This window comes from Ornithinibacillus massiliensis, from assembly GCF_018310345.1.
In the GTDB taxonomy this organism is placed as follows: Bacteria; Bacillota; Bacilli; order Bacillales; family Amphibacillaceae; genus Ornithinibacillus; species Ornithinibacillus massiliensis.
The window spans coordinates 96,105-117,760 of the sequence record NZ_JAGXBY010000009.1 but is presented as its reverse complement, the minus strand read 5'-3'; the positions used below and the strand labels follow the sequence as shown (position 1 = coordinate 117,760).

Sequence of the window (21,656 nt, the reverse complement as noted above, 5' to 3'; positions counted from 1 at the left end):
CCGAAGGGATCAATTAATTTCACTCGCTCGACTTGCATGTATTAGGCACGCCGCCAGCGTTCGTCCTGAGCCAAGATCAAACTCTCCAAAAAAGTTTGTCTATGATTGACACCAATCAATCATAGGTGAATTCTTAGCAAAGAAGCTGCTAGCTTCTGTAATTCTTTACATAGAAAAAACAGGGTATGTTTCTTCTTGACATACTGGTTGTTTTGTTCAGTTTTCAAGGAGCAAAATCTTTATTGCCATCTCTTAGCGACAACTTTTATATCATATCACGCTATCAAGATTATGTCAACTAGTTTTTTAAAAAACTTTAATGGCTTCATCTAAGCGGTAAGTAATACTATATCACCAGCATCAGATTATGTCAACTAGTTTTTTTAATATTTCTTCCATGTTTATATCATTAAAAGACATGACATTATTTCTTAACAGTAAATTACATATTACACCCCTTTAGAATACTAGTCAATATTAAATCGAAGAATCATATTACCATATTTTAGTAACATAGAATAACCAAATTTATTATATTCAACTACCCCCCATTAAGTTCCATCGTATAGCATTTGACTATTTTACAAACGCTATCCTTACCTACCAAATAAAATGATGAAGGAGTGACCCATGAAAAAGTTAGCCTATCCAATATTAGTATTCGTAATCTTGTTCATCTTGGGAGCTTATTCCATAAATGCAGCAGAATATGATACAAAATCAGAACTCCACGTGATTAAGACTTATGAAGAAGATGTAACAGGTAATGGTTTAAAGGAAGTAATCGAATTAAAGGGTATTTTATTTTCACCTGATTCGAATTATTACCGAGACATTGTAGCAGTTATTACATCAAGTGAGAATCATGTTTGGGAAATCCCGTACATGGGAGGGTATAATCCAACCCTTAAGTTTATTGATTTAAACCATGACAAGGTAAATGATATCTTTTTTCAAAGTTCCACCGGAGGAAGTGGTGGATTGTACCAGTACCATCTGCATACCTTAATTCATAACAAACTAACAGAATTACCACTACCAGAACAACCTTTTGTAAAAGGAGGATTCCTCGATAGCTTTAAAGTAGAGATAACCATTTCACCTAACACGAAACCAACTATTGTAAATGTACAGGATAGAAAAGAAGAGTATATACGCCTAGGCATCTATAGTGAAGAAGGAAAAGTTATAAAGAAAACTTCTACAATGGTTGATCCAATAGCTTTTTTCGAGCCTAAATTTATTAGTAAAAGCAAAGGCTATGGATTAAAAAGTTATCAACAAGTAAGTGGTGCAAATCATGCTGACCAGTTAGGAACTGTTGAGTCATTGTGGTACTACGATAGAGATAAATGGATTTTACTTCAAACAAAATGGATGCCAAGTAATTAATAGATACAATAAAGGCTCCTAATAGAGAATATCCTGTTAGGAGCCTTTCACATTAATTTGCTACTATATTAACTAATTTCCCTGGTACTACAACAACTTTTCTAATTGTCTTTCCAGCAATCCATTCTTGAATCCCTTCATCTTCTAACGCCAATTTCTCTAGTTCATCTTTAGAGATATCTTTAGCCACTTGAAGTTTAGAACGAACTTTACCCATGACTTGAACAACAATTTCCACTTCATCTTCAACCAATTTAGATTCATCATAAGTCGGCCAAGCTTCATAACTAATTGTTCCTTCATGACCTAGGCGACTCCAAAGCTCTTCGGCAAGGTGAGGTGCTACTGGAGATAGTAGTTTGACAAATCCTTCTACATATTCTTTAGGAAGCTTCTCAGATTTATATCCCTCATTAATAAATACCATCATTTGAGAAATACCAGTATTGAAATGTAGATTCTCAAAATCTTCGGTAACCTTTTTAACTGTTTCATGGTATACCTTTTCTAGTTCTGGACCAGTACCGTCAACAATTTTACTAGAAAGACCGCCATTATCATCAATAAATAGACGCCATACACGATCTAGGAAACGACGCGCTCCATCAAGTCCATTGGTAGACCATGCGACTGAGGCTTCTAGCGGTCCCATGAACATTTCATAAAGGCGAAGGGTATCTGCGCCATGAGATGAAATAATATCATCTGGATTTACTACATTCCCTTTTGATTTACTCATTTTCTCATTACCTTCACCAAGAATCATCCCTTGGTTGAAGAGCTTCATAAATGGTTCTTTAGTTGGAACGACACCGATATCGTATAGGAATTTATGCCAAAAACGTGCATATAGCAAGTGAAGTACCGCGTGCTCTGCTCCACCGATATAAATATCCACTGGCAGCCATTTTTTAAGTAGTTCAGGATCTGCTAGTTTTTCACTATTATTTGGATCAATGTAGCGTAGGAAATACCAGCAGCTCCCAGCCCATTGTGGCATTGTATTTGTCTCACGACGACCTTTTTTACCTGTCACAGGGTCGACCACATTCACCCAGTCACTATTAGCAAGTGGCGATTCCCCAGTCCCAGATGGTTTTATTTCCGTCATAACAGGAAGCTCTAGAGGCAATTCCTCTTCTGGAACGGTAGTTATTGTTCCATCTTCCCAATGAATAACTGGAATTGGTTCACCCCAATAACGTTGTCTAGAGAATAACCAATCACGAAGGCGGTATGTTACTTTCTTTTCCCCTACCCTCTTCTCTTCAAGCCATTCAATCATTTTAGAAATTGCTTCTTCTTTATTTAGATCATTTAGAAAATCTGAGTTTACGTGCTTTCCATCTCCTGTATAGGCTTCCTTCGAAATATCGCCACCTGCTACTACTTCTCTAATCGGTAACTTAAATTTAGTAGCAAATTCGTAATCTCGTTCATCATGTGCAGGAACAGCCATGATTGCACCAGTACCATAGGACATTAGCACATAATCTGCGATCCAAATAGGCATTTTCTCTTGATTCACAGGATTAATAGCATATGCACCACTAAATACACCAGTTTTATCCTTTGCTAAATCTGTTCTTTCAAGGTCCGACTTCGTTTGAACATTCTCCAAATATTGTTGAACTGCTTGTTCTTGATCAGGAGAAGTAATTTTCGCTACTAGTGGGTGTTCTGGTGCAAGAACAGCATAGGTTGCGCCAAACAACGTATCAGGTCTTGTAGTAAACACTGTAAATGTCCCGTCATGTCCTTCTATATGAAACGTTACTTCTGCACCTTCCGAGCGACCAATCCAATTACGTTGCATGTCTTTAATGCTTTCTGGCCAATCCACCTCATCTAAATCTTCTAGAAGTCTATCGGCATATGCTGTAATTTTCAACATCCATTGTTTCATTGGCTTACGAATTACGGGGTGTCCACCACGTTCACTTTTCCCATCAATAACCTCTTCATTAGCAAGAACGGTCCCAAGAGCCGGACACCAATTCACTGCTACTTCATCGATATAAGCCAGACCTTTTTCATAAAGTTTTGTAAAGATCCATTGAGTCCACTTGTAATAATAAGGGTCTGTTGTACTAATTTCTCGATCCCAATCATAAGAGAAACCAAGTTCTTGAATCTGTCTTTTGAAGGTATTGATATTCTGTTGTGTAAATTCTGCTGGGCTATTTCCGGTATCTAGTGCATATTGTTCAGCAGGAAGCCCGAATGCATCCCACCCCATTGGATGAAGAACCTCGTAGCCTTGCATACGCTTCATTCGAGAAATAATGTCTGTAGCAGTGTATCCTTCTGGATGACCAACGTGAAGGCCCGCTCCAGATGGATATGGGAACATGTCTAATGCATAAAATTTCTTCTTGTCTGTATTCGTGTTCGTCTTAAAAGTTTTGTTCTCTAGCCAATATTTCTGCCATTTCTTTTCAATTTCATGATGATGAAAACTCATTACTTTTCCTCCTTTTATTGTGGGTTTTTCGTACTTTCCTTCAGTTACTATCTTAGAAAATGCAAATACAACATCATCTAATAAACCGAAAAAATAAAAAAAGCCCCTCATCCCTATAAAGGGACGAGAAGCTGTATTTCCCGCGGTACCACCCAAATTAACGAATTCATTCGTTCACTCGTATCCTTAACGCGGATTAACGGCAGGAACTACTTGGGTTCACTCCTGCAGCATTAAAGGCGAGTTCGCAACTTCTCAGGGACAATTCACACCAACCATTGTCTCTCTTAGCCTGAGTACCATTACTACTACTCCTTCGCATCGCATTTCCATATTTACATAAAATTTTAATGAATACTATTAGCTTTGTCAAGATATTCCTTTTTTATTATAGTATTAGATGAACTATTACAAACTAATTACATGGCATATAAGTTTTTAAAAGTGTTTTTACGTGCTATTCTAAACACAGACTCAATTTATGCATAAGGGGACCCGAGGATGAAAAGCATTTTAAACTACTCACATCATTTATTAGAAGAAATCATTTCTCCTGGAGAGACCGTTATTGATGCAACATGTGGTAACGGAAATGATACATTATTTTTAAGTAAGCTAGTAGGAGACACCGGAGAAGTTATTGCCTTAGATATTCAAGAACAAGCTATTGATAATACCGATCGATTATTAATGGAGCACAACTGCTCCAATGTATCACTTGTATTAGACAGTCATGAGAATATTGGCGATTATTTATTTCATGATATTGAAATAGGTGGTGCTATCTTTAACTTAGGCTACTTACCGAAAAGTGATAAGTCTATCATTACAAAAGGGGAGTCCACCGTAAAAGCTATTGATACCATATTAAAGTACCTTAAAAAAAATGGTCGAATTATTTTAGTAGTATACTATGGACACGAAGGCGGGCAAGATGAAAAAAATACGATATTAAAGCACGTCATTTCCCTGGATCAAAAACAATATAGTGTACTGCAATATGGATTTATTAATCAAAAGAATAATCCACCATTTATCATAGCAATACAGAAAAAATAGTCAAGGAGGGATATTGAGTGATTCATCATTATCAAAATATCGCACCTAAGATACATCCGACCGTTTTTATTGCAAAAGACGCAGTAGTAATTGGAGATGTCACAATTGAAGAAGAAACTAGTATTTGGTTTAAAACTGTTATCCGAGGAGACGTTGCTCCAACTAGAATCGGTAAACGAGTTAGTATTCAAGATTTATCTATGCTACATCAAAGTCCTAATAATCCTCTTATCATTGAAGATGATGTTACTGTAGGACACCAAGTTACCCTTCATTCTTCTATTATACGAAAAAATGCTTTAATCGGTATGGGGTCGATTATCTTAGACGGGGCAGAAATTGGGGAACATGCTTTTGTTGGTGCGGGAAGTCTAATTCCACCTGGCAAAAAAATTCCACCTCATACATTAGTTATGGGACGCCCTGCCAAAGTAGTTCGCGAATTAACGGACACGGATTATCAAGAGATGGAACGAGTTCGCAAATCCTATGTCGAAAAAGGACATTATTATAAGTACCATACTGATTTAGGGCTTGATTTTTCCTAATAGCAAAGGCTTAGAACACTGGGTTCTAAGCCTTTTAAATACATTATTTAACTTGTGCTAATAACGCGTCTACTTTATCGGTTTTTTCCCAAGGAAATTCTACATCTGTTCTACCGAAATGACCATATGCTGCAGTTTGCTTATAGATAGGTCTTTGTAAATCTAGCATGCGGATAATTCCAGCTGGACGTAAATCAAATATATCGCGAACAGCATTAACTAATACCTCTTCGCTTACTACTCCGGTACCAAACGTATTAATGGAAATGGAAACCGGTTCTGCAACACCGATTGCATATGCAAGCTGAACTTCACATGAATCAGCTAATTTAGCAGCTACAATATTTTTCGCCACATAACGAGCAGCATAAGCAGCTGAACGGTCTACTTTTGTAGGATCCTTCCCACTAAAAGCACCCCCACCATGGCGTGCATAGCCACCATACGTATCGACAATTATTTTTCTACCAGTTAAACCTGCATCCCCTTGTGGACCTCCAATAACGAATCTTCCAGTCGGGTTAATAAAGTATTTCGTTTCATCATCTAATAATTCTGCAGGTACTACTGGCTTAATGACGTGCTCGATCAAGTCTTTTTCAATCTGTTCTAAAGTAACACTTTGTGAATGCTGTGTAGAAATGACAATCGTATCAACTCTTACTGGATGATCCTCTTCATCATATTCAATGGTTACTTGTGTTTTTCCATCTGGACGAAGATAAGCTAGCGTACTGTCTTTTCTAACATCACTTAGCCGTTTAGAAAGTTGATGCGCTAAAGAAATTGGTAACGGCATTAATTCTTTTGTTTCGTTACAAGCAAAACCAAACATCAATCCTTGGTCTCCTGCTCCGATTGCATCAATTTCACTCTCTGTCATTTTTCCAAGACGTGCTTCTAACGCTTGGTTTACCCCGCTTGCGATATCTGGTGATTGCTCATCAATAGCAGTTAGAACTGCACAAGTATCAGCATCAAATCCATATTTCGCACGAGTGTAACCGATATCTTTAACGGTTTGTCTAACAACCTGTGGGATATCAACATAGGTAGATGTGGTAATCTCTCCAGCAACAAGTACTAATCCTGTTGTTACGGTCGTTTCACACGCAACCCTAGCTAGCGGGTCCTTTTTTAAAATTTCATCTAAAATTGCATCGGAAATTTGGTCACATATTTTATCTGGGTGACCTTCTGTTACTGACTCAGAAGTAAATAATCGACGATTCTTAGCCATTTGGCTAAATCCTCCCTCTATTTCTTTGTTACGGAACTCAAATATCTATCAGATAGTATATCCTTAATCAATAAAAAAAGCCTTTCCTTCTTACATGAGGAAAGGGTTTACTAGCCTTTCGCTCTTATTGTTCAAGGAATTTTCCTTGCTTCAGGTTAGCACCTTTTCACAAATGTGATGGTTGCCGGGTTTCATCGGGTCTGTCCCTCCACCAACTCTGAATAAGAGAGTATCCGCTCTATTGTAGATTAACTGAAGCAATTGTCCTATGTCAACTGTATAATACACTGTCACGTAATTTTAATAAAATAATACAATAAAAACAACGAATAGTATGGACTATTAATTTAAATGTGTTATACTAATAATTAATTTCAGGAAATAAATGTATTGAATCTCATAAATAAAGGTAGGTAATTTTAATGAATACAGTAATGAAAACCTCATTATTGGAAGAACTTCTGTCCCAGCAAACTACAAAGAAAAACTTATCTGTTGCTAGATTAGTTGAAAAAGTCCTTTCACGAAATGAAGGGGTCTTATCAAATACAGGAGCTGTGCTCGCTACTACCGGTAAATATACTGGCCGTTCCCCAGAGGATAAGTTCATTGTAAAGGATTCCATATCCGAAAGTAAAGTAGACTGGGGTACTGTAAATCAACCTATTGAAGAAAAAGTATTTGAATCCTTATATACAAAAGTAATGGAGCACCTAAAGCAAAAAGATGAAGTTTTTGTATTTAATGGATTTGCTGGAGCTGATCACAACTATCAATTACCAATTCAAGTAATCAACGAATTTGCTTGGCATAATTTATTTGCGAAACAATTATTCATTCGTCCAACAGAGGAGCAATTAGCAAATCATCAAGCAGAATTTACTGTAATCTCTGCCCCAACCTTTAAGGCTGATCCGAGTATTGATGGTACTAACTCAGAGGCATTTATCATTGTATCGTTCAAGCACAAAGTCATCTTAATCGGTGGAACAGAGTATGCAGGTGAAATCAAAAAGTCCATCTTCTCTATCATGAACTTTTTATTACCAGAGCAAAACATATTATCCATGCACTGCTCAGCAAACGTAGGTAATGAGGGGGATGTTGCTTTATTCTTCGGTTTATCTGGAACTGGAAAAACAACATTATCAGCTGATCCTTACCGCAAGCTAATCGGTGATGATGAGCATGCCTGGAGTTCTAGTGGTGTGTTTAATATAGAAGGTGGCTGTTATGCAAAGTGTATCAACCTATCGGAAGAAAAGGAACCACAAATATACAACGCCATTAAGTTTGGTTCTGTATTAGAGAATGTAGTATTAGATGAAGAAACACGTATCCCTAATTTCGATAATACTTCCTTAACAGAAAATACTAGAGCTGCATATCCATTAGAACATATAGATAATATTGTAAATCCAAGCATTGCAGGACATCCGAATACCATTGTATTCCTAACTGCTGATGCATCTGGTACGTTACCACCTATTAGTAAACTAACAAAAGAACAAGCAATGTATCATTTCTTAAGTGGGTATACTAGTAAACTAGCTGGAACAGAACGTGGTGTAACAGAACCGCAAGCAACATTTTCAGCCTGCTTTGGAGCACCTTTCCTTCCATTATCGCCTGCAACATATGCAACGATGCTAGGTGAAAAAATTGATTTATATAATACAAATGTATTCCTAATTAATACTGGATGGACTGGTGGATCCTATGGTGTAGGAAATCGAATTAGGCTCTCTTATACTCGTGCAATGGTTCATGCTGCATTAGAAGGAGAACTAAATAACGTCGAAACAATTAAAGATGAAATCTTTGGCTTGGAAATCCCTGCTCATGTTGCTGGTGTTCCTGATGAACTACTTATTCCAAGAAATACATGGGAAGACAAAGAGGCATATGACGAAACAGCAAGAAATCTGGCTAAGAAGTTCCATGATAATTTCAAAAAATTTACTCATGTTAGCCCAGAAATCGCTGCAGCAGGACCTAATTTTAAATAACACTATCCTGTCCTCATCCCAAGAGGGTTTATATACTATATTCTTATACAGGCAGGAAAGACTTTTTGCCTACTGTAAAACCGACCTTACTTTTAGAGGTCGGTTTTCTACTTAGTTGATGATTCCCCCCTACTCCCGCGCGCGAGGTTCCTTCTGTCGCGCGAGTTCTTCTTATTGCCGCGCGAAATTTCTTATAGTTCGCGCGATTTTTCCCCTTTCTCGCGCGAAACTTACTCCAGCCTCGCGCGAAGTCTACTCCGACGACTAGGAGCGAGAATCACTCCTCTCGCGTCAAAACCCTCCCTGCAAGACGTAAAATATAACATATAAAAACTAGGCATTCACACATTTTTCATTCAAAGCATACTATGTGGTTGAAGTAATTTTGGTATTCTCATACTCTACTTGAGAACGACTATTCAAACTTTATTACAAATCGGGAAGATATACTTTCCTTTTTGCATAAAAAATTTTCGAAATGGAAAGGGTCGTAAAGAATGAGAAAAATGAAAATTTTTGGGGTTATATTATGTTTTACACTTCTTTTCCTTTCTGCTTGTGGTTCTAATGAAAATACAACTATTAAATTAGGAGAGGTTACCCGCTCTCTCTTCTATGCACCTCAATATGTAGCAATTGAGAAAGGATTCTTTGAAGAGGAAGGATTAGATGTAGAGCTTCAAACACTTTGGGGTGGAGATAAAACGATGACAGGCTTATTATCAGATGGAATTGATGTTGCATTAGTAGGATCAGAAACATCGATCTATGTTTATGCGCAGGATTCCAATGATTACGCAGTTAACTTTGCTCAGCTTACCCAAACAGATGGGACATTCTTAGTAGCAAAAGAAGCACATTCTGATTTTAAATGGGAAGATTTAAAGGGTTCTAATTTTCTTGGACAACGTAAAGGTGGAATGCCGCAGATGGTTGGCGAATTTGTACTAAAGCAGCACGGAATAGATCCACATAACGATTTAAGCTTACACCAGAATATTGATTTTGCGAATATTCCAGGTGCCTTCCTATCAGGAGACTATGAATATGTACAGCTATTTGAACCAACTGCCAGTGTTATGGAAAAAGAAGGGAATGGCCATGTCATCGCTTCCTTTGGTGAAGAATCGGGTCATGTACCATACACTGTTTTTATGGCTAAGCAGAGTTATCTAGTAGATAACAAAGAAAACATTGAAAAATTCACTAGAGCGATATATAAAGCACAACAATGGGTACAGGAAACAGATTCTGCAGAAATTGCTGAGACTATTCAATCCTATTTTGAAGATGTAGATTTAGATATATTAACTTCCTCGATTGAGCGCTATAAGAGCCAAGGATCGTTCGCAACAGACCCAATCTTAGATGAGGAAGAATGGAATAACTTAACGAACATCATAGAAGAGGCAGGGGAAATACCAGATGGCGAGATTTCTTATGAAGAGCTAGTAAATACAGAGATTGCAGAGGAAGTCATCAATCAATAAGGAGGGAAAACATGTCCTTTCTAACCTTAGAAAATGTCACCCACCACTATTTCACAAAAAATGATTATACCAAAGCATTGGACGACATTTCTTTTTCAGTAAAAGAGGGAGAGTTTATCTCCTTACTAGGGCCAAGTGGCTGTGGTAAATCAACGATTCTTTCTATCGTTTCAGGGATATTGAAACATACGTCAGGTAAAGTCCTTTTAAATAATAAAGCAATTGATGAATCTGAATTAGCTATTGGTTATATGTTACAGCAAGATTATTTATTTCCTTGGAAAACGATTTTAGATAACGTATTAATCGGTCCGACCATTCAGAGAAAGGCAAATGAATACGTAAAAGAAAAAGCAATCGAGCTTTTACATGAGGTTGGTTTAAATAATGTGGAAAATCAATACCCCTCATCCCTTTCTGGTGGAATGAGGCAGCGCGTTGCACTCGTCAGAACATTAATTACGGATCCAAAAATTCTACTATTAGACGAACCCTTTTCAGCTCTAGATTTCCAAACGAAGCTAAAATTAGAAGACCTTGTTTACAAACTGTTACACGCCTACCATAAGACAGCAATATTAGTAACCCACGATATCGGGGAAGCGATTGCGATGAGTGATCGCATAATCGTTATGAGTGCAAATCCAGGTAAAATAGCTAAAAGCTTTGAAGTACCAATAGAACTTCGAAATGAATTGCCATTTTTAGTTCGTAGACACCCTAAGTACCAATCTATATTCGATAAAGTTTGGGAGGAGTTAAACAAAAATGAAACGAAAACCGTTTAACCCTTCGATAGAAAGGGGATATCACCATGTCCCATCATGAAGACCAGCAATTATTTGAAACGCATAAGCAAAAACTCATACGTGAGAAACGGATTGTATTCATTTGGCAAGCTCTTATTTTAATTGGATTTTTTGGCCTTTGGGAGCTTGCTAGTAGAATGAGATGGATTGACCCGTTATTATTCAGCTCACCAACTAGAGTATTCAATCTATTAGTCGAAAAATTCTCAGATGGCTCGATGATTTCTCATACGTATGTCACATTATTTGAAACGTTACTAGGCTTTATGATTGGTACAATACTCGGTATTATACTCGCATCATTGTTATGGTCTTCTACCCGATTTTCAAAAATTATGGATCCTTATTTAGTAATTTTAAATGCAATGCCTAAAGTCGCCTTAGGGCCAATCATTATTGTCGCTTTAGGACCAGGTTATGTATCGATTATTGCCATGGGAGCTATCATTTCCGTTATTATTACAACAATTGTTGTCTACACAGGATTTAGAGAAGTTGATCCAAACTATGAGAAGGTACTAAAAAGCTTCGGTGCAACCCGCTGGCAATGCTTTAAATCAGCTGTATTTCCAGCAAATCTCCCTGTCATGATTTCAACGTTAAAAGTAAATGTCGGGTTATCTTGGGTCGGGGTTATCGTAGGAGAGTTTCTTGTTTCCAAAGAAGGATTAGGCTATTTGATTGTATATGGCTTCCAGGTCTTTGACTTTACTTTAGTTATGGCAGCATTAATTCTAATTGCTATCTTTGCTGCAATCATGTATAAGGTCGTTGAAAGAATGGAACGTTGGTTGATTAAGCATACGACATAGTAGAAATATTTTATAAAATAACGTTTCTCCTAATAAGTCTCAGCATCTCTTTATTTATGGGAATGACTACTTGAACTAAACATCTCCCATCCGATGGCTGGTGAGACTCCTCGCTTATTAAGGTGAGGTCTCACCGAAGCTATCTCCAATAAGGGTACGTATATTTTCTCGGTTGAATTGTACAATTCACTATATGCAGTACATTTAACTATGAGCTAATCTTTTTAAATAAGCCTTTCAACGTTCTCGAGTTACCTGGACTATTATAGTTTACGTACAATAGTCTTGAACAATCTGTAATAATCTACTCGAATCTTCTGTCGGTACAAATTCTGCTAATCTCGCTCCCGCTATAATCGGGGCCCATTCTAATATATCTTCTTTGCTGATGCCGCTTTTTTCAGTATAAAGATTTAAATATTCCTCAGCAATTTCTGGGTAATGCTGTGCGTAAAGTAGATAAGTACGGTAGACATCCGCACGAACATCGCCAACACTAGCATCCACCCAATCTATAATTGCAACATGACGACCCGTCTGAATAAGATTAAAGACATGTAAATCCCCGTGACACAATCTATTTTCAAAAGTGATTTGATTCATTTTTTCGATAAGACACGCTTTTTGCTTTTCATTTAACTTCTCAGCAAATTCGATTTGGCGCTTTAATTTTAACGTCATTGGTTCTATGGAGTCTGTTTTAACTAAGTGTATCTTCCGTTGTATATCAACTGCTATATTCAAATAATACCTAGCCTCATGTATATTATCTAACATTAGCTCCCCTAATGTAGAGCCATTTACATACTCCATTATAATGGCTGGGTTCCCATCTAATGAAGTAACTTCTATGATCTTAGGTACCGGTAATCCACTAGAATATGCGACTTCTTGCTTAGCCGCTTCATATCTCGCTTCACTTTTCGGAAAGTACGCATGAAAGACTTTAACTACTTGATTATTTCGTAAATAAATCGTAGCGGTATTACCTTCTGCAATCTTGGTAAGCTGTTCGATCTTCCTCACTCCTCTAATAATGATACTTCTATCTTTATTGGTACACATTATGTTGGAACGAAAACATTTTGTTATACAATTATCCAACATATTCACCTATGTACAATTCAATGAAAGCTTCATCTTGAACAGAATTATATTATACTCCGGTTTCTCTTGTGCCACTTTTTTTCACTCTTACTTCTCACTTCATCTAGTAAGATTTGCTGTCTCTTATATACTCTTCCGTTAAACTAAAGTGATGTTGTTCATGAATTGCCAGTAAATGAACACTTTGAATAACGTTTGGATAATATGCAACTGGATCTGGAAAGCGAATGAGACCTGCTACTGGTTCCTCTAATTCGGCTACTAAATTCTTAAATTTTTTCGTCTCGTTTACAAGTAACTGTTGAATATCGAGAAGCGTGTATGTTTGATTAAGATTCTTTGGTGGTGTTAATACACAAGGGGCTTTCATAGGACCTTTTTTCTTCTGATTATATTCCACATAAATATTATGTATCGAAGTTTGATAGTGGTGATGTTTACGTATTCTAGCAATCGGTTTTGCAAGGGGAAAATAAATGGTGGAAAACCTTCTAACTAACCTCACCATTAGATATAAATGATATAACGTTTCTCCAACCGACCATTTATCTGGTAAAGGACGATTCCATAATCCAATATGAGACTTAGAAACCAATTGATAAAAAACCGCTCTTTGCTTTTCTACTAGATTAAAGTAGTTTTCTATGTAAGTACTTTTCAAAAATCACACACACCTTTTCGGTTTTTTCAATTATATACTAACAAAACAGGCACGAATAGTCATACTTTTCAAGCAAAAAACACCTCCCATGCAGGAGGTGTCGTACGGCTATTAGAATTTATCAATTCCTGGAAATTCTCTTTAAACAATACGTTAAAACATCATCCTTCATAATAAAGCTATATTTCTTATTTGTTTTCACTTTTTTAGGAATTTCCGATAGGAGGACAGGGCCTTCTGTTTCATAATAGGTATCTTGCTCTACTAAGGTATCAACTTCAGCATAATAAACATTCTTAATCACATGCTCCGCTTTTCCTGCAACATGGTATTGTCCAACATACTGTAGTTGCTTTATAATTCCCCCAGTCTCTTCCATTACCTCTCGATATGCCGCTTCTTCAGCACTTTCTCCTTCTTCTACCTTTCCACCTGGAAACTCCAAGCCTCGGTCCTTATGTTTGGTTAATAGCCATTTACCCTCAAAACGGCAAATGACCCATACATGCTTTGGTTCCTTCGAAAAGGGGTGATCAAGAAAAGACAATCGTATCTCATTATGATAAAAATCTCGAAATGTTAACATATGTCAGCTACCTTTTACTATTCATCATAGATGTGTTATTTTTGTGATTTTCCATTCTTGGTCTAGATACGTAAACTCTAATTCAATTCCGTATTCACCGTAAAATTCGGATTGATTGTCCTGCTTAACCAAGAACGTGTTCTTATCTAATTGTACCACATCGTATGCATTCTGTTTATCGAACCATGGTGGTGTTTCTGTTGGAACAAGATATAATGCCCCATTTTCTTCATAAAAATAGTAATCGACATATCCTTTCACAACATTTTCCGTCGTAATATGCTTAAAAGCATCCACAATAGATTGCTTATCAGGATATTCTAGTACCCGATAATTCTCACCCGTTTCTTGTACAAGTGTATGCATAAACAGATCGGTCAATTGAACAATGTCATCATGTTTAATCGCTTTCGCTTGTTTCGCATTCTGTTGGCTAACTGGTACTGCTTGATTATTTGTAGTAGACACGGTTGATAGAACAAGGGCAATACCGATACTAATTCCAATAGCTACGAATCGTATTCTCATCACATATCCTCCGACTAGTTTCTCTAGTATTACTATTCCCGATAATCTACTGATACTAAACAAAGAAAAAGGAATAAGATAGTATATCCTATTCCTAACTTTGTTTACATATGTTTTTCATCCAATATTCCGATACTTTCAATATGTTTTTTGGTTGTATGATCACCAAGATCATGTAACAATTGATATGCCTCCACCATTTCCGAATCATAGCTATCATTTGATTTATCATTATGATAGGGCATTATTGGTACATGTGCTCTCCAGAAACTATTATAGGAAGCATCATGCATATTGGCTAACTTAGCACGTAGTATTGCAACCTCTTCATCTGTAGCATAAATCGTGAAACTATCGTTATTATGGTACTTTATCTGTGATATTTCACCACTACCTATTTCCACATAATATTTCTTTTTCTCCATTCACACCCACCTCCTGTTTTTTAATCTGTCTTAAAAGAGGAAAAGCATGTATCGAGAATAGAGATATTTTATAGTAAATCTAATAATTGATTTCGAACTAATTTATTGGAAGCATTTCGTGGTAGTCGTTCGACAAAGTGAATTTCTTTCGGTAGTTTATATTTGGCCAAATGCTTTTTAGCATAGCCCAATATAGCTTCTTCACTAACTTCATGCTTGTCTGATACAACAAAGGCGATTGGTACCTGCCCCCAATAGTCATCTGGTTTACCAGTCACTCCCACTTCTCGTATGCCATCATATGCAGACAAAACACTCTCAATTTCAGATGGATAGATATTTTCCCCTCCGGAAATAATTAAATCTTTTCTCCGATCTACTACATATAGAAAACCTTCTTCATCTAGGTAACCTAAGTCACCTGTAGAAAGCCAGCCATCTTGGAAACTCTTCTCATTTGCTTCTGAGTTATTGTAATAACCCTTGGTTACCATTGGCCCCTTTACATATATCTCCCCAATTTCCATAGGAATTCCTGTATCAATTCTGATTTGTGCAGGAAATAAGGCCTTTCCAGCTGATCCAATTTTCCGAAACGCATCCTTTGGACTCAATGTTACGATTTGGGATGAAGTTTCTGTCATACCGAATGACTGAAAGACTGGGATGTTTCGGTTGGTTGCTTTTTCTAATAATGGAACAGGAGCTGGTCCACCCCCTAATAGCATACAGCGAAAATGACTAGGAAATGGTCGATCCCCTTGTACATCCATAATCCGTTGTACCATTACTGTGACCACAGAAGCTATCGTTACACCATGATGATAAATCGCGTCAAGAACTACTTGTTCATGAAACTTCTCAACCAAATATACCGGCATTCCATAAATAACACTCTTAAAGAAAATAGATAATCCGCCAACATGAAAAAACGGAAGAACAGCTAGCCATTTATCTTTTTCTGATAACCCCAGATTTAATGCAGAGCCAATTGCGCTCCACCAGTGATTACCATACGTATGAATAACACCTTTTGGAAATCCTGTCGTTCCCGACGTATAGATGATGGTGAATGGATCATCAAGGTTAATTTCAGTAACAAGCGTAATATTTAATGGGTTCTCCCTTTCTAATGCAGTAAATCCTATTAATTGATTTACGTTTAATTGGTTAGCCTTTTCCAATAAGTCATCTTGACTAATGACTGTCTTAATCATGGCATCGTTTACTTGATAATTTAACTCTTCCTTAGTTAATCGTGTATTTAATAATACAGCGACGGCTCCTAAGTAGCTTAGGGCATGTACTAGCCGTATCATTGTTGGGTTATTATTGGATAAAATGCCTACATGGCTTCCTTTTTCAATTCCATAATTGGCTATTTTTTTTGCTAATTCCTTACTTTGCTGCATTAATTCATAGAATGTAATCACTGAACCGTCGACCATTTCGATAGCGGGTCGATTGGGTGAAAGGGTTGCCTGCTTGGTAAGCCAGTGCGGCATAATTTCCGCCATAAAATCACCTCTTGAAAGAAGAACCTTTGCCATATAGCAAAGGTTCTTCTATGCTTCATTGCTTATTATCCATCGTTACTTGCAAACTAATGTACCATCCTCCACTTTATTAAGGGAAACGTGGGAATTGATCGAAGTCTGGTTTTCTTTTTTCTTTGAATGCATCTCGACCCTCTTTTGCTTCATCTGTTGTATAGTAAAGAAGGGTTGCATCCCCAGCAAATTGCTGTAAACCAGCTAAGCCATCTGTAGCAGCATTAAATGATGCTTTTAAGAAACGTAGTGCTGTTGGTGACTTCTCAAGAATTTCTTCACACCACTGTAAAGTCTCTTCTTCTAATTTCTCTAAAGGTACTACTTTATTTACTAATCCCATTTCATATGCTTCTTCTGCATTGTATTGGCGACATAGGTACCAAATTTCACGAGCTCGCTTTTGGCCGACCATTTCTGCCAATAATCCGGCACCATAACCAGCATCAAAGCTTCCTACTTTTGGTCCAGTTTGTCCAAATTTAGCATTATCTGCCGCAATTGTTAAGTCACACACAATGTGAAGAACATGTCCACCACCAATAGCGTAACCAGCAACCATTGCAATAACAGGCTTTGGAATTGTGCGGATTAAACGCTGTAAGTCAAGAACGTTTAAGCGAGGGATTTGATCTTCTCCTACATATCCACCATGTCCACGAACAGACTGGTCACCGCCAGAACAAAATGCTAAGTCTCCTGCTCCAGTAAGAATAATTACACCTACAGATGAATCATCACGTGCATCGGCAAATGCATCAATCATTTCATTTACCGTTAGTGGCGTAAAGGCATTACGCTTTTCTGGCCGGTTAATGGTGATTTTGGCAACACCATTATATTTTTCATAAATTATTTCTTCGTAATCACGAGCTTTTTCCCATTGTACAGCCATGATACTCCTCCTTAAAATACTATGTAATAAAGTTAAAAACCATCATGTAACGAATGAATTTTTCTTATGCAGATGTATAAGTTAGCTATTCTATCTTATCTGCTAAAATAAACTCCTTTACTATTGTACCAAAAATAAAGGGTTCTTCCACATGAATTGCATGTCCAACTTTTTTCACAATCCGCATTTCGCTATTAGGTAAGTATTCACACATCTTCTGGTTAATCCGTATAAACTTATCATCTAGCTCCCCAACTATCAATAGTACAGGTTTTTGAAAGGTAGCTAAATTCGTCCACCAGCTCGGTTGACTTCCAGTTCCCATTCCTCTTAGCGATAACGCTAAACCTTCCTTAGACTGTCCAAGTCTTTCCTGTCGAATCGCCTCTTTGACCTTAGGAGGTAGCGCTTTTTGTGATTGAAATAAAGGTATGTTTTCCCAAAAATCAACAAAAGCTCTTACACCTTCTCGCTCGATTTTCTGTACCAGATTCTCATCGTTCGCCTTCCGGTTGTTGCGTTCTTCTTCCGACGAAAGACCAGGTGAGGCACTCTCTAGAATGAGTGATGTTAGCTGCTCTGGATAAAACATCGAATACGATAATGCTGTTCGCCCTCCCATCGAATACCCCAATAAGTGGAATTGCTGTATACCGATTTCATTTAATAGTACATGAATGTCATGACAGCACTGCTCCATTGAGGTGATGGATGGTGTTAAAGTTTGTCCATGGCCGGGTAAATCAATCACAATAATTTTAAACTGGTGCTGATACGTTTCTATAAATTGGTTCCAGGTATTTGTACTACCAGTAAATCCATGCAATAGTACAATAGCCTCCCCCTCCCCGTATACTTCATACCAATAACTAGCATCTCTTATTCGTACTCTCACTCCATCACCGTCTTCAGAATTTCATGCTCAATTCCACTCCACAGTTTTTTATGCCAATGAAAATTATCTGTTCTATCCGTTTTCACTTCTACAACCGATAATCCTTTCTCTTTATAGCTAGACTGTAATGCTTCTTTTAGTTCCATAGCAGTTGTAGGATTATAATAGGAACCCCCATACATATCTATAGCCTTTTGAAATTCAATATGTAATGGCGTACCAAACAATGCCTCAAAATGCTTTTCATTAGACGCCTGTGGCAAAAATGAGAAGATACCTCCACCATTATTATTTACGACTAAAATGGTTATATTGAGATTATAATGTTTAGCTGTTAATAAGCCGTTCATATCATGATAGAAGGATAGATCGCCTAATAATAAGGTGACGGGTTGTCCTGAGGCTGCTGCTCCAACTCCACTAGACACCATTCCATCGATACCATTTGCCCCTCGATTCGCTAAAAGCGTGAGTTTTTTCTTACTTGTCATTAAGAATGTATCAACATCACGAATCGCCATACTATTCCCTACGTATAAACTGCTATTATCCGGGATTATCTCCACAAGCGTCTTGACTGCTTCACCCTCGGTTAGTGATCCATCCGCTACCTTTGCTATATGCTTTTTCACAACCTCATTCATCTGCTTCCATTGTGCTAACCACTCATTATCTTCAGCAATAATCGTGGGAGCTTCTTCTAGAAGATCTGAACAGAACGAAACTGAATCCGCAAGAATAAATTCAGTTGGATTCCCTACTGGTTCTCTGTAACCTTCATGATGTTCTACCACGTATTGATTAACATCGATATGGTCTTTTACATAAAAAAGGTATGCTTTGGAAACAGGCATTGCTCCAAAACGGAGAATATAATCTGGCTTTAATGCATTCCTTACTTTCTCATTACGTAAAAATGCATCATATCCTTCGATTATATTATTAGTAGCATGTTCACCTGTCCTTACTTGTGAAAGCGGGTCCGCTATAATTGGTAATCCAAACGATTCAGCAAGGAGAGATACTGCTTCTGCTAATTCTTCCTTAACTTGGGGACCACAGACAATCACCCCTTTTTTAAAGGAGGATAATTTGGCTGCAAATTGTTTCATAAAGCTGTCAGACAGCCGCTTTTGTCCCTCGTGCCATATCGTATACGGCTCCTGTAAAGGTTCACCCCAGAGATTTTCTAATGAAAAGTCAGGAATTAATGGCTCACGGAATGGGAAATTCAAATGAACTGGACCTGCATTACCTGTTAATGCTTCATTTGCCGCTCGAGCTGCTCTTGTCCTAGCATACTGTAGCATAGAAGGAATTGATTCTGGTAGTGCCATTTCATGGAAACTCTTAACATAATCGCCAAACAGTTTGATTTGATCAATTGCTTGTGGAGCACCAACATCTCGCAGTTCATGTGGCCTGTCAGCAGTTAATGCTAGTAATGGAACCCTGCTTTGATGTGCTTCCACTATGGCTGGAAAATAATTAGCTGCAGCTGTTCCTGATGAACAAACAAGTGCCACTGGACGTTTCGTTTGCTTTGCTAATCCTAGTCCAAAATAGGCCGCAGAGCGTTCATCCAGTACAATCCATTCTTTAATGTCTGGGTGTTCTGCAAAGGTCATCGCAAGCGGTGTTGATCGTGATCCAGGAGAAATAACGACGTCGGTCAAACCACTTTTAGAAAGCTCATCTACAAAGTTAGCTATATATCTAGTTAAGTTTTCAATATGATTCATGTATGTTACCCTCCTAGGACATTCAGCATCGGTAAAAATTTAATACCTGTTTCTTCCAATTCGGCTTCCGGATCCGACTCTTTTACTACACCACAACCCGCAAATAAAGAAGCCTTGTCTCCTTTAAGAAGACCGGAACGTATAGCAACCGCAAATTCTCCATTTTGATTACTATCCACCCAGCCAATAGGCGCTCCATACCATCCTCGATCTAGTAACTCATGCTCTCGAATGAACTGTAGAGCTGCTTCTCGAGGCTCTCCTCCTAAGGCAGGTGTAGGGTGTAATTTTTCAACCACATCAAAGACACTATTTCCTTCTTTAAAAATCCCTTTAACCGGTGTATATAAATGCTGCAAATTTTTTAGTTTATATAGTACTGGTTTATCTGGGACTTGCATTTCCTTACAAAATTCCTTTAATGATTTTTTAATCATTTGAACTACAAAATCATGCTCTTCACGATTTTTTGGATCATACAGCAGCTGCTCCCCAATCGCTTGGTCCTCTTCATCTGTCTTACCTCGAGGTGCTGTTCCAGCCAAACAAGTAGACAATAACGCATCCTTCTCCACTTTCACTAATCGCTCTGGTGTGGCACCTATAAAACAGTCACCCGCTTTTTCAAAGGCAAAGATGTAACTTGTCGGTTGCGATACAATTAGGTCCTGTATGACCGTAGTAACATGAATAGGCTCTTTAAATTCTAGCTTTAGCTCTCGAGCTAATACTACTTTATTAGCATGACCAGAGGATATAAATTCCGTACCTTTACGAACAGTCTGTTTCCAATTGGTCCGATTTACTTCTTCTTTCGAGACAAGACTTGGTTTACACAATCCATCCCCTCGATAGGACGTGAGGAACCTTTCTTTTTCACCTAGCTGCTTTGCAATTACTTCAGGATTATCTTCTCCATTGACATATACCGTTATAGTTAAATAAACACTGTCTTCTTTCTCCATTAATAGGAAAGTTGGAATACACAGTTCGTTGGTCGCAAATTTATCCCATAAAACGGTTCTCGGCTTTAATGGATCAAAATCCATTCCGCCGATTGCAGTTATACCTGTTCCTGGTACGTGATAAGGATTATTAATAATGGCCATTTGTACCAAAGCATCCCATTTCTCCTTCAATTTATGGGAATGATTTGCTTGAATTGCATATGCAGTCCCAATTCCGACTAGTGTAAACTTATCTAATGTACTTTTCCAGAAAGAACGATCCATATGTAAATTTGTACCCGCTTCAAAAAAATGAAGGGGATCAATATATTTTATTCTCTTTGTGAAACTTACTAGTCTTGATTCAGAGGGAAGCAAGTCTTGTATTACTTTTCTTAAAGTAGATTCAATTGTTTCCTCTTTAACCTCTATCATTTGATTGCCCTCCGTTAGTACGTAATAGTCCCATTTTATTCTATTCCTTTTTTTCTCGTTTC

19 protein-coding genes, 1 rRNA gene, 1 riboswitch and 1 other annotated feature are annotated in these 21,656 nt (G+C 37.6%); of the genes, 7 read left to right on the top strand and 13 right to left on the bottom strand.

All coding sequences use genetic code 11. The features are described from left to right. Nucleotides 1-92: ribosomal RNA gene (locus KGF86_RS18650) — 16S ribosomal RNA — on the bottom strand; the annotation flags it as partial. A gap of 538 nt (nucleotides 93-630) precedes the next feature. Here KGF86_RS18650 and KGF86_RS18645 point away from each other — a divergent pair. Continuing rightward, nucleotides 631-1,392: a hypothetical protein gene (locus KGF86_RS18645; protein WP_211742678.1), complete on the top strand. Its 762-nt coding sequence runs from the start codon at nucleotides 631-633 to the stop codon at nucleotides 1,390-1,392. A 52-nt stretch (nucleotides 1,393-1,444) separates the two neighbouring features. Here the strand turns inward: KGF86_RS18645 and leuS are convergent, their stop codons facing one another. Next, nucleotides 1,445-3,856, bottom strand: coding sequence for a leucine--tRNA ligase (gene leuS, locus KGF86_RS18640; protein WP_186870880.1), 2,412 nt, complete (start codon nucleotides 3,854-3,856; stop codon nucleotides 1,445-1,447). 116 nt (nucleotides 3,857-3,972) lie between these two features. Beyond that, nucleotides 3,973-4,187 (bottom strand) — a binding site (T-box leader). A 170-nt stretch (nucleotides 4,188-4,357) separates the two neighbouring features. Between leuS and mnmM the strand changes: the two genes are divergently transcribed. Together mnmM and KGF86_RS18630 are read left to right on the top strand one after the other, a co-directional pair. Continuing rightward, on the top strand, nucleotides 4,358-4,915 hold the full coding sequence (gene mnmM / locus KGF86_RS18635; RefSeq protein ID WP_186870881.1) for a tRNA 5-(aminomethyl)-2-thiouridylate-methyltransferase MnmM: 558 nt from the start codon (nucleotides 4,358-4,360) through the stop codon (nucleotides 4,913-4,915). 17 nt (nucleotides 4,916-4,932) lie between these two features. Next, nucleotides 4,933-5,463, top strand: a complete 531-nt coding sequence (locus tag KGF86_RS18630) for a gamma carbonic anhydrase (protein ID WP_186870882.1) — start codon at nucleotides 4,933-4,935, stop codon at nucleotides 5,461-5,463. Between the two features lie 43 nt (nucleotides 5,464-5,506). Here KGF86_RS18630 and metK read toward each other — a convergent pair whose 3' ends face one another. After that, nucleotides 5,507-6,703 carry a methionine adenosyltransferase gene (gene metK / locus KGF86_RS18625; RefSeq protein WP_186870883.1) on the bottom strand — a complete coding sequence of 399 codons (1,197 nt, stop codon included), beginning with the start codon at nucleotides 6,701-6,703 and terminating at the stop codon, nucleotides 5,507-5,509. Between the two features lie 121 nt (nucleotides 6,704-6,824). Continuing rightward, nucleotides 6,825-6,931, bottom strand: a riboswitch (SAM riboswitch). A 194-nt stretch (nucleotides 6,932-7,125) separates the two neighbouring features. On the opposite strand from metK, the gene pckA reads away from it, so the two are divergent. The 4 genes from pckA (at nucleotide 7,126) to KGF86_RS18605 (ending at nucleotide 11,823) form a co-directional block, all read left to right on the top strand. Next, the gene (gene pckA / locus KGF86_RS18620) at nucleotides 7,126-8,712 is read left to right on the top strand and encodes a phosphoenolpyruvate carboxykinase (ATP) (protein ID WP_186870884.1); all 1,587 of its coding nucleotides are present in this window, start codon (nucleotides 7,126-7,128) and stop codon (nucleotides 8,710-8,712) included. Between the two features lie 497 nt (nucleotides 8,713-9,209). After that, nucleotides 9,210-10,202, top strand: coding sequence for an ABC transporter substrate-binding protein (locus KGF86_RS18615; RefSeq protein WP_186870885.1), 993 nt, complete (start codon nucleotides 9,210-9,212; stop codon nucleotides 10,200-10,202). Nucleotides 10,203-10,213: 11 nt separating this feature from the next. After that, nucleotides 10,214-10,990, top strand: a complete 777-nt coding sequence (locus tag KGF86_RS18610) for an ABC transporter ATP-binding protein (RefSeq protein WP_186870886.1) — start codon at nucleotides 10,214-10,216, stop codon at nucleotides 10,988-10,990. 26 nt (nucleotides 10,991-11,016) lie between these two features. Continuing rightward, nucleotides 11,017-11,823 (top strand): ABC transporter permease, encoded by an 807-nt coding sequence (locus tag KGF86_RS18605; protein ID WP_186870887.1) that lies wholly within the window; start codon nucleotides 11,017-11,019, stop codon nucleotides 11,821-11,823. 270 nt (nucleotides 11,824-12,093) lie between these two features. On the opposite strand, the gene KGF86_RS18600 is transcribed toward KGF86_RS18605, so the two are convergent. From KGF86_RS18600 to KGF86_RS18555, 10 genes are all read right to left on the bottom strand, one after another. Further along, nucleotides 12,094-12,849 (bottom strand): phosphotransferase family protein, encoded by a 756-nt coding sequence (locus tag KGF86_RS18600; RefSeq protein WP_343221486.1) that lies wholly within the window; start codon nucleotides 12,847-12,849, stop codon nucleotides 12,094-12,096. A gap of 184 nt (nucleotides 12,850-13,033) precedes the next feature. Then, nucleotides 13,034-13,591 carry a DinB family protein gene (locus KGF86_RS18595; RefSeq protein ID WP_186870889.1) on the bottom strand — a complete coding sequence of 186 codons (558 nt, stop codon included), beginning with the start codon at nucleotides 13,589-13,591 and terminating at the stop codon, nucleotides 13,034-13,036. A gap of 121 nt (nucleotides 13,592-13,712) precedes the next feature. Next, nucleotides 13,713-14,177, bottom strand: a complete 465-nt coding sequence (ytkD, locus tag KGF86_RS18590) for an RNA deprotection pyrophosphohydrolase (protein WP_186870890.1) — start codon at nucleotides 14,175-14,177, stop codon at nucleotides 13,713-13,715. A gap of 24 nt (nucleotides 14,178-14,201) precedes the next feature. After that, nucleotides 14,202-14,705, bottom strand: coding sequence for a hypothetical protein (locus KGF86_RS18585; RefSeq protein WP_186870891.1), 504 nt, complete (start codon nucleotides 14,703-14,705; stop codon nucleotides 14,202-14,204). A gap of 104 nt (nucleotides 14,706-14,809) precedes the next feature. Then, nucleotides 14,810-15,130 (bottom strand): hydrolase, encoded by a 321-nt coding sequence (locus KGF86_RS18580; protein ID WP_186870892.1) that lies wholly within the window; start codon nucleotides 15,128-15,130, stop codon nucleotides 14,810-14,812. Nucleotides 15,131-15,198: 68 nt separating this feature from the next. After that, complete coding sequence (locus KGF86_RS18575) at nucleotides 15,199-16,647, bottom strand: o-succinylbenzoate--CoA ligase (protein ID WP_211742676.1); 1,449 nt, start codon at nucleotides 16,645-16,647, stop codon at nucleotides 15,199-15,201. 109 nt (nucleotides 16,648-16,756) lie between these two features. Further along, on the bottom strand, nucleotides 16,757-17,575 hold the full coding sequence (gene menB, locus KGF86_RS18570) for a 1,4-dihydroxy-2-naphthoyl-CoA synthase (protein WP_186870894.1): 819 nt from the start codon (nucleotides 17,573-17,575) through the stop codon (nucleotides 16,757-16,759). 85 nt (nucleotides 17,576-17,660) lie between these two features. Next, nucleotides 17,661-18,470: a 2-succinyl-6-hydroxy-2,4-cyclohexadiene-1-carboxylate synthase gene (gene menH / locus KGF86_RS18565; RefSeq protein WP_211742675.1), complete on the bottom strand. Its 810-nt coding sequence runs from the start codon at nucleotides 18,468-18,470 to the stop codon at nucleotides 17,661-17,663. Next, on the bottom strand, nucleotides 18,467-20,212 hold the full coding sequence (gene menD / locus KGF86_RS18560; RefSeq protein ID WP_211742674.1) for a 2-succinyl-5-enolpyruvyl-6-hydroxy-3-cyclohexene-1-carboxylic-acid synthase: 1,746 nt from the start codon (nucleotides 20,210-20,212) through the stop codon (nucleotides 18,467-18,469). The genes menH and menD overlap by 4 nt, the downstream gene beginning before the upstream one ends. Nucleotides 20,213-20,217: 5 nt before the next feature. Next, on the bottom strand, nucleotides 20,218-21,594 hold the full coding sequence (locus KGF86_RS18555) for an isochorismate synthase (RefSeq protein WP_211742673.1): 1,377 nt from the start codon (nucleotides 21,592-21,594) through the stop codon (nucleotides 20,218-20,220). Nucleotides 21,595-21,656 lie beyond the last annotated feature (62 nt).